Below are 9,739 nucleotides of genomic sequence, written 5' to 3' on the forward strand. Positions count from 1 at the left end.
AGCGTAGTTATCTTTATATTCAAAGTTTCAGAACTCCTACAAAGATACGATATAGATATGAAAGAATAGGTAGAATACAGAAATAATTCCATACAAATTCCCGCAATTCCTATCAGAAAGAAGTAATTGCGGGAATTCTATAGAAGATATGTCCATGTTCTTATTCCTGCCAAGTTCATGTTTTTCATATTTTTAATAACAATAGCAGAAGATCTACTACTATGTAGCAATATTAATGAAAAATGCAGCTTGGGAAAAACCCAAGCTGCAATATATAGCCCTTGTAAAAACGGTTCTTTAATAAAGGTATGAAGTATGATAATGAGCGTAAAAGATTAACACGTCTCTTCGCGGGCTAAGAATCTGCTTTCATGGTTATTATTATTCGCATCCTCCTCCTAGTGCATTATATAGGTTAATAATGGACTGACAGTGTGTGAACCTGTCGGAAACCATGTTCAATCGGGCATTCAATAGCGACTGCCGTGCCGTGAGCAACTCCAAATAGGTAGCATTACCCGTCTGATAAAGCGCCTCGGAAGTCTGTACGGTACGTTCCAATTCCTTGCATTGCTTCTGATGACTGCCAAGAGTTCTTTGTGCCGCTTCTGTAGCATATAGTGCATCATTTACTTCCTGTCCGGCGTCCAGCAGGACTTGCTTGTAAGCGAGTAAGGCTATCTGTTCATCATCCTTGGATACACGCAGGTTGGATATTAGTTTTCCTCTATTAAAAATGGGCTGTGTCAGAGATGCAACGGCCGAAAGTATCCAACCACCGGGATTGGTCACCACCTGTCCCAGAGAATTCGTCCATCCGGCACTTCCAGTCAGAGTAAGATTGGGATAGAAAGCTGAACGTGCCTGATTAGTCGTATAGTAAGCATTCGCTAATGTCATTTCCGCTTGTACCACATCCGGACGTTTGGACAGTAACCGTAAAGGAACTCCTATATTGATTAGTTCCGGAAAGTTCTGCTGTTCCAAGCTGCCCCGCTGAATACTTCGGGAAGTCGTTCCCAAAAGTGTGCAAAGTGTGTTTTCCGCTTCGCGCTGTTGTCTCTGCAAGTCGTTATGTGTGGCTTCCAGTTCGTACAGATTGGCACGGGCTTGTGTGATGGCATTTTCCGTTTCTTCACCCACTTTGAACTTGGATTCCATGGTTCGTATTTGTTCTCTCCAGACGTCTAATGTAGCCTGGCTGATTTCCAATTGTTCATCCAACATCAGGAGTGAGTAGTAATCATTGGCAATCGTTGCTATCAATTCCGAGCGGACGGCTTGTTGATATGCTTTCTGTTGTAATAAGGTAGCCTGGGTTCCTTTTTTAGCGTTACTCAGATTTCCAAAAAGATCTATCTCCCAACTTGCCTGTACAGGTAGTTCGTAGGTTTTCACCGTTTTACTTCCATCCGTGCCAGTCAGTGTACCTTGTGGAGACAAGGTCAATGACGGTAGAAACGATAAACGGGCAGCCTTTAGCTGTGCTTTAGCCTGGTCAACACGTAACAGGGCTGTTTGCATATCAGTATTGTTCGCCAGTCCGTAACGGATCAGGTTTTGCAACAGTGTGTCCTGGAACATTTCCTGCCAGGGAAGATCTCCCAGTATCAGGGAATCTTCCGTCCGGCTGCTGTCCGTCTCCCGAAACAGGCTGTCCACGGGCAAGCCCTCCGGTCGTTGGTAATTGCGGTAGATATGGCAACTGCTCAGCAATGCCATACACATGATTATATATATTATCCTTTTCATAATTGTCTATCTTCTTTTCGTTTACCCATTACCCGTTCTTCGATATATTGGAATACGATGAAGAAAGCGGGTGTTACAAATAATAGAGCTACAGTTCCGATAATCAGACCACCTACCACACCTACACCCAAAGAACGGTTACCATTGGCTCCTACCCCGGAAGCAAACATTAACGGAAGCATACCAAAAATCATGGTAAGTGCCGTCATCAGAATGGGACGGAAACGGACGGTGGCCGCGCTCATGGCGGCTTGTGTGAGTGACATGCCTGCATGACGGCGTTCTGTAGCATACTCTGTCAACAGAATTGCAGTTTTAGAAAGTAGCCCAATTAGCATTATCAGTCCCGTTTGCAAGTAGATGTTGTTTTCAATTCCCCACATACGGGCAAAAAGGAAACTTCCCATCAAACCGAAAGGTACGGAAAGAATGACCGCCATCGGAATGAATATACTCTCGTAAAGCGCACAGAGTATCAGGTAAATGAACAGGATGCATACACCATAGATAATAATGGTGTCATGCGAGTTGGCCATCTGTTCTTCTTCACGTGTCATGCCGGAATATTCGTAGCCATAGCCGGTAGGAAGTGTCTGGGCTGCTACCTCTGTCACAGCACTGATGACATCTCCCGAACTGTAACCGTCTGCGGGCATTCCCTGTACATTGATGGAAGAGAACATATTAAAGCGTGTCAGCGACTCCGCGCCATAGGTCTTGGTCAGTTTTACGAACTGGCTAACCGGCGCCATTCCACCATTTGTCTTCACAAAGATATTGTCCAGTGACTGCATATTTTTACGACTATCCGAGGGTGCCTGAATGATGACACGGTAAAGCTTTGTGAAACGGTTGAAATTGGAGGCGTAAATACTTCCGAAATACCCGGACAATACGTTAAGAACTTCCTCGGTAGTAGTACCTACACGCTGGCATTGTGCTTCGTCCACGTCCACACGATATTGCGGAAAGTTTGCACTAAACGATGTATAGGCCATTTGTATCTCCGGACGTTTGTTCAACTCTGCCAGAAACTCATTGGTCACTTCGCTTAAAGCCTCGGTTCCTTTTCCACTACGATCCTGAATGTAGAGTTCAAAGCTGTTTCCGGTACCATAACCTGAAATCATTGGTGGAGAGAAAACAAAAATATTAGCATTTTTAATGGTTACCGTACGGCGGTATATTTCTTCGGATATAGCGTCTACGCTACTTTCTTCTCCCTGCCGTTCGTCCCAATGTTTTAATTTGATAATGAACATACCATGGGAAGAGCCACTACCCGACCCCATGCCGAATCCGGCCACCTTATTAAAATTGTCAATCTGCGGAATCTCTTTCAGCTCTTTTTCAACTTTATCCATGATACTTGCCGTTTCCGCCAAAGTGCTTCCGGCAGGTGCATCCAGACTGACAAATATGGAGCCGGTGTCTTCCGAAGGAACAAGACCGGTTTTGGTAGTACTCATCAGATAACAAAGCAGTATAATTGCCAGTCCCAATGAGGACCATGCCAGCCACTTACGTTTAATAAGGAACTTGGCTCCCATTTTATACTTTAGGACGATGCGTTTGAAAGCCGAATCGAAAGCCATACGGAAACGGGTAGAGAACTCCGGTTTCTTTCCTTCTACTAAGATCTCGTTCGGACGTAGTATCAAGGCACACAGGGCGGGCGAAAGCGTCAATGCATTGATGGCCGAAATACCTACGGAAACTGCCATGGTTATACCAAATTGTGTATAAAAGATCCCGGATGTACCACCCATGAAAGATACAGGCACGAACACAGCCATAAAGACTAGAGTGGATGTGACAACAGCCGAAGAAATACCATTCATAGCATCGACAGCTGCCTTATAAGGTGAACGATAACCTTCATCAAAACGGGTCTGAACTGCCTCGACCACGATGATGGCGTCATCCACAATTGTGCCAATGGCAAGCACTAATGCAAAAAGCGTAAGCAGGTTGATACTGAATCCTGCAATGTAAAGGGCTGCAAATGTTCCAATCAGTGACACAAAGATACTAATGGTAGGAATCAGCGTGGAACGCGGATTCTGAAGAAATACATATACTACCAATACTACCAGTATGATAGCCTCCAGCAATGTCTTGATAACTTCATTAATAGAAGCGTCGAGGAAGTTCTTTGTACTCATCAACTCCACAATTTCCATATCTTCCGGAAGAGTTTCCTTTAGTTTATCCAGGTATTTGTCGATATTGGTGATAATTTCATTGGCGTTCGTTCCGGCAGTCTGGTTAATCATACAGGTACTTCCCGGAGCACCATTGACTGTACCAGTATAGGAGTAGCTTTGTGCTCCCAACTCCACAGTGGCAATGTCTTTCAGCTTCAACACACGTCCGTCATTGTAAGACTTGATAACGATCTCTTCAAATTCCTGCTCGGTTTCCAACCTCCCGCGATATTTTAGTGTATATTGGTATACATTTTTGGAGTCTTCGCCGATGGAGCCGGTGGATGCCTCGATATTCTGGCTGGAAAGAGCGGTTTCCACATCGCTTGGTTCCAATTCATATTGTGCCATTACGTCCGGTTTTAACCAGATACGCATCGCATAATCTCCTCCCATCACATTGACTTCACCTACACCCGAGATACGTTGTATCTGCGGTTTCACATTAATAGTCAGGTAATTGGTTAGGAATGTTTCGTCGTATGTTCCTTTCGGACTGTAAAGCCCGAAGATTTTCAGCATACTGCTTTGGCGCTTCATGGTGGTGACACCTACTTTAGTTACCTCTGCCGGTAACAATGAAGTTGCAGTGGACACCTTGTTCTGCACATTGACAGCTGCCATATCCGGATCGCTACCTTGTTTAAAGTAAACCGTGATTTCGGCACTACCGGTATTACTGGCGGTAGATGTCATGTAAGTCATGTTTTCCACGCCATTGATGGCCTCTTCCAATGGAACAATTACACTTTTTTGTACTGCTTCCGCATTGGCTCCGCTATAGGTAGTAGAAACACGGATAGTAGGAGGAGCAATGTCTGGATATTGCTCTACGGACAATGCATACAGCCCGATTAATCCGGCTACTAAAATAACGACCGAAATAACCATTGAAAAAATCGGCCGGTCTATAAATTTCTGCAGTTTCATAAACTATTCCTCCTTTTTTTCTTTTACGGCGGATATAATTGTACCGTCTTTCAAAAGACCTGCACCTTCGGAAACAATGATATCTCCTTCCTGCAACCCTTCTTCTACAATGTATTCTGCTCCGTCATTAATTTCAAAAACTTTTATAGGAGTAGAAACAGCCTTGCCGTCTACCACTTTATAGGCAAAAATGCGGTTCTGAATTTCATAGGTAGCTCCTTGAGGAATGACGATGCATTGCGGACGGTCATAAGTAATGATGATATTAGCCTGCCCGCCGCTCATCAGCCGCTTGTCCTTGTTCCCGAATACGGCACGCATACTTACTGTCCCGGTCGTTTTATCAATAATACCACTGATGACATCTACTTTTCCTTTTTGTTCATAATTCGAGCCGTCATTCAGTTCCAGGGAAACTTCCGGAAAAGACTGTAATGCTTTGTCCAGAGAACCGTATTGGGCAGTCAGGGAAAGTACTTGTTTCTCTGTCAAGGAGAAATACACATACATCTCTGAATTGTCCGAAACATCGATAAGGGCATCTGTCATGGAAGAGCTGACTAATGCTCCGATACGGTAAGACGTCATGCCGGCATATCCGTCTACGGGACTTTTTACTTCTGTGTAGGAAAGATTGTTCTGAGCGTCCGCCATTTCAGCTTGTGCCTGCAGCAGGGCGGCCTTGGCACTTTTGTAGTCATTCTGGGCCGTACGCAGCTCGAAATCAGAGATTACTTTGTCCTTAAATAAAGACTGCTTACCCTCCAACGTCTGTCTGGCAGTCGCTTCGTTGGCTTCTGCTGTTGCTACGGCAGCTTGTGCTTTTTGTAAGGCGGCTTTGTATGGCACCTGATCTATAATGAATAGTACTTGTCCTTTATGGACACGAGCGCCCTCCTCTACACAGACTTTCGTAATCGTTCCAGAAACTTGAGGACGTATTTCCACATCCTGCTTTCCTTCTATCACTGCGGAGTACTTGACAGATAGTTGTCTGTCTTCCGGTTTCAATGTCATTACGGGATAATTCTCCCCCTCATTCTGCTGCTTTGTATTCTGCTGGCAACCGGACAGCAGGGATATGCAACATAAACCTGATACAAAAATACTTCTTACCTTCATTTCTTTTTTTAGTTAAATTTGTTATTTGATGCCGCAAAAATAAATGAGGTATTTTCAGTACTGTTTGTACAAACAGCGCAATGATTTGTCCAGATTGCTCCTCATTAAAGAACATTAGCAAATAGTATGTCTATTTGACGCATGAAATTGTTTGATCGGGACATTTTTCCATACTTTTGTAGCGGTATGTAGACCTTGAAATAAAAATGACGCAGAAAGAATTATTCCTGTTATTTCCCCCCGACTGTTGTAGGGATGGATTACTTTTACTGATATCTCCTGACAAGTTCCACAAACTGAAAGGAAATACCATGGAAGGAAGTCGTTTGCATATACTCGTATGTGATGGTGCCTTGGAATTGGAACTAAACGGAAAACCGTATGAAATGAAAGGGCCAGCTCTTCTTGATATTATGGATACTATCACGGTCCGGATAAACAGAATCGACCCGAATCTGCGGGCATGGTGCCTGTTCATTACATTTGAATTTGCCAGTGAATCTCTGAAAAATCTTCGTCCCGGTCCCTTGAATCATTTACTGGAACGACTGTATCTTCCCGTGTGGCACCTTTCACAGGAGGAAAGCGGAATTCTTGAGAGACAACTGCTTCTATTAAAAGAGACTCTTGGTAACCCAAAGCATTATTACCGACAGGAACTTTCTGAAACTTACTTCAGAAGTTTTAGTCTTGAGCTGGGAAATATCATGTTCACCCACGAAGAGAACATGGATGATGCCTTACCATATATCAGCAAAAGGGATCATATTACATTGAATTTTATGAAGCTTGTCTCAAAGCATTTCATGGAAGAGCATAATATTGATTTTTATGCAGAAGCTTTATGTATTTCCACTAAACATCTTACACGTATCGTTAAGGGAATGACGGGCAAAACACCACATACGATTATCTGCAATGAATTGATACATCAGGCTATGGCTATGCTTGAAAACGATAGTATTCCTGTATCACAGATTGCAGAAGAACTTCACTTTTCGGACCAGGCTGCATTTTGCAAATTCTTCAAGAAACACAAAAAAGTTCCTCCAATGGCATATAGGAGAAGAAGAAACAACATCGTTACTAAAAAATAATGGACTGAGGATTCTATTCAGAGAATCATCATGTGATAAACTTCAAAAAGCTTATTGGTACAAATAACAGATTATTTCATATAATAAATTTGGGAGATAATCCTATTATTTCTACTTTTGACAGAAAATGACAATTTAAATATTTAATATGCAAACCATGGGTTCTACATCCAAAGATATAAAAGAGAAAGATAAACGATTGATAGAAGGAGTCATACAAAAAAAGAAAAAACAGAAGAAAGACATCAAACCTTTTATAAACAAAGTCATTCAGGGCGACTGTCTGAACATATTGCCATCCATTCCTGATAAATCCATAGATATGATACTTTGTGATTTACCGTATGGTACTACACAAAATAAATGGGATTCCGTGATTGATTTGCAGGCTCTTTGGGCTGAATACGAACGTATTATTAAAGACAATGGGGCGATCGTTTTAACCGCACAAGGTATTTTTACAGCCAAATTGATTTTAAGCAAGGAGAAATTGTTCAAATACAAGATTACCTGGATCAAATCAAAACCTACCAACTTTTTAAATGCCAAAAAACAACCGCTTCGTAAGCACGAAGATGTTTGTGTTTTCTATAAAAAACAGCCGGTATACAATCCGCAAATGACTAAAGGGGAAGCGTATGACAAGGGGGTCAGAAAAGATCAATATACAGGTAGTTATGGGGAGTTCAAGCCACAGCATGTAAAAAGTGATGGCGAACGTTATCCCAATGATGTGGTATTCTTTGAGGAGGATCATGACGACTTTGTATATGTAAAAACGGCCGAATCGGAAGGCGAAGTTTATCATCCGACACAAAAGCCTGTTGAATTGGGTAGATATTTAATCAGAACATTCTCTAACCCGGGGGATATCATTCTGGATAATGCTTGCGGAAGCGGTAGTTTCCTGCTGTCGGCCATTCTGGAAAACAGAAGATTTATCGGAATAGAAAAGAATGAAGATGTATTATTGCACAGGATACAGCCTACCGATTATATCAAGATTTGTATGGATAGGATTTCAGAAACACTAAAAAGAGAAGAAGTGACTCCATCGACTCGCAAACTTTTCAAAAAACCAATCACAAAATATCACACCTTAAACTATTTAGAAACGGATGCCACAAATCAACTATAATGAAAGAAGTTGGGCCATTGATGTCATTAGCGAAATCAATATTTACCTAGCTAACAAAAGTTGGCATGTAAAAAGTGCCGGAGGAGAGAATACAATCAGAAATGAAAAATCGAGTTTATTTCCGGATGTGCTTATCTTCAAAGACTCTGCTAAAAAGATAATTTTGCAGGGGTGGGAACTCAAAATGCCTGATACTCCTATAACCGACACGGAATTAATAAACAACGCCAAGATAAAATCAGAGATACTGAACAATAATAGTTTTATTCTCTGGAATGTGACAAGTGCAGTTTTGTATGTTAAGAAAGGGAATACATACTCTATCTTGAAATCATGGGATAGCATTGACCTTCATTCACGTTCAGAGGTAAAAGAAAACGAGAATCTTTGGAAAGATCTTCTACATACCATCCTGGAAGATTTAAATGATTATTTCGAACATGGAGAAATAACAGAAAGTGGATCTTCCGAGATATTGGCAATCGATAAAATAATCGATATCGTTCTCGAAAATATAGACTCGACAGCAGAAAACATAAAAGAGAATATAAAAAGGAATGCAATACTCGATGCGCAAATAGATAATTGGTGGCTCTCTTCTGCAGCAGAATACGGATTTAATCCACAGACTAAAAAAGATGTAAAGCATAAACTGCCAACTTTATCGAAGGTAATATTGACCGACTGGTTCTTCAAAATTATTTTTGGCAACATTATTAAACGACATTTCAATGAGGCAAAGATTATTGAAACAATTACTTTCGATACAACTGTCAGTGAGGCCCAGCAAATAATTGCGAAGATCTCGAAACTCTGTAATTTTGGGAATATTTTTGGTGATAATATCGCCAATGAATTAATATCTGATAATGTATGGAAGCAATTAGTTCAATTAAATTTATTTATTTCGAACATTAAGATTGAAAGTGTTGATATTCAAATTCTACAAAACTTACTGCAATCGTCCATCGACTATGCCAAAAGAAAAGTTGCCGGACAATTTGCAACTCCTCCTCAATTAGCTGATTTATTAACAAGGATAACGATAAATAACAAAAATGGCATCACCCTCGACCCTTGTTGTGGAACAGGGACGATTATTAAGCAAGCTTATTCTCTCAAAGAAGAATATGAAATTGGGCAAGACCAAATTATTGAAAGCATCTGGGCTTCTGATAAATATTCGTTTCCTATCCAGCTATCAACACTATCTCTATCCAATCCCAACAATATGGGAAAAACTTTAAATATCTTCAGGTCTGACGTAATTGATTTGCATATGGGCCAGACTGCATTTGAAGAACATAATAATGGAAATCAAGTAGAAAAGAAACTACCTTATGTGGATTATGTCGTATCCAATCTTCCTTTTATAAGAGAAAAAGAGATCAAAAAACTTAATCCGAATATAGGAAAAATCAATGAATTAATCAAGGAACAAACTAAGGCGAAAAATACACTAAGTAAAAAGAGTGATATATTTGCATATATTC

6 protein-coding genes are annotated in these 9,739 nt (G+C 41.1%); 3 read left to right on the forward strand and 3 right to left on the reverse strand.

What is annotated here, in order from left to right:
• Nucleotides 1-381: 381 nt before the first annotated feature.
• The 3 genes from ACT8YW_RS20020 to ACT8YW_RS20030 are packed head-to-tail and all read right to left on the reverse strand — an operon-like array spanning nucleotide 382 to nucleotide 6,011.
• Nucleotides 382-1,752: an efflux transporter outer membrane subunit gene (locus ACT8YW_RS20020; protein ID WP_444106924.1), complete on the reverse strand. Its 1,371-nt coding sequence runs from the start codon at nucleotides 1,750-1,752 to the stop codon at nucleotides 382-384.
• A complete protein-coding gene (locus ACT8YW_RS20025; RefSeq protein WP_444106925.1) occupies nucleotides 1,749-4,889 on the reverse strand; it encodes an efflux RND transporter permease subunit in 3,141 nt (1,046 codons plus the stop codon). The genes ACT8YW_RS20020 and ACT8YW_RS20025 overlap by 4 nt, the downstream gene beginning before the upstream one ends.
• 3 nt (nucleotides 4,890-4,892) lie before the next feature.
• Nucleotides 4,893-6,011, reverse strand: coding sequence for an efflux RND transporter periplasmic adaptor subunit (locus ACT8YW_RS20030; protein WP_444106926.1), 1,119 nt, complete (start codon nucleotides 6,009-6,011; stop codon nucleotides 4,893-4,895).
• A 206-nt stretch (nucleotides 6,012-6,217) separates the two neighbouring features.
• Between ACT8YW_RS20030 and ACT8YW_RS20035 the strand changes: the two genes are divergently transcribed.
• The 3 genes from ACT8YW_RS20035 to ACT8YW_RS20045 form a co-directional block, all read left to right on the forward strand.
• Entirely contained in the window at nucleotides 6,218-7,108 is an 891-nt protein-coding gene (locus ACT8YW_RS20035) for a helix-turn-helix domain-containing protein (protein ID WP_444106927.1), read from the forward strand.
• Nucleotides 7,109-7,256: 148 nt separating this feature from the next.
• Nucleotides 7,257-8,246, forward strand: a complete 990-nt coding sequence (locus tag ACT8YW_RS20040; RefSeq protein ID WP_444106928.1) for a DNA-methyltransferase — start codon at nucleotides 7,257-7,259, stop codon at nucleotides 8,244-8,246.
• A partial coding sequence (locus ACT8YW_RS20045) for an N-6 DNA methylase (RefSeq protein WP_444106929.1) occupies nucleotides 8,227-9,739 on the forward strand: 1,513 nt, incomplete at its 3' end. The genes ACT8YW_RS20040 and ACT8YW_RS20045, both read left to right, overlap by 20 nt.

Source organism: Bacteroides sp. (assembly GCF_052357945.1).
In the GTDB taxonomy this organism is placed as follows: Bacteria; Bacteroidota; Bacteroidia; order Bacteroidales; family Bacteroidaceae; genus Bacteroides.

Coding starts and splice junctions, on each gene's coding strand:
- ACT8YW_RS20020 (WP_444106924.1), bottom strand. CDS start 1,752: ATGAAAAGGATAATATATATAATCATGTGTATGGCATTGCTGAGCAGT.
- ACT8YW_RS20025 (WP_444106925.1), bottom strand. CDS start 4,889: ATGAAACTGCAGAAATTTATAGACCGGCCGATTTTTTCAATGGTTATT.
- ACT8YW_RS20040 (WP_444106928.1), top strand. CDS start 7,257: ATGCAAACCATGGGTTCTACATCCAAAGATATAAAAGAGAAAGATAAA.
- ACT8YW_RS20030 (WP_444106926.1), bottom strand. CDS start 6,011: ATGAAGGTAAGAAGTATTTTTGTATCAGGTTTATGTTGCATATCCCTG.
- ACT8YW_RS20035 (WP_444106927.1), top strand. CDS start 6,218: ATGACGCAGAAAGAATTATTCCTGTTATTTCCCCCCGACTGTTGTAGG.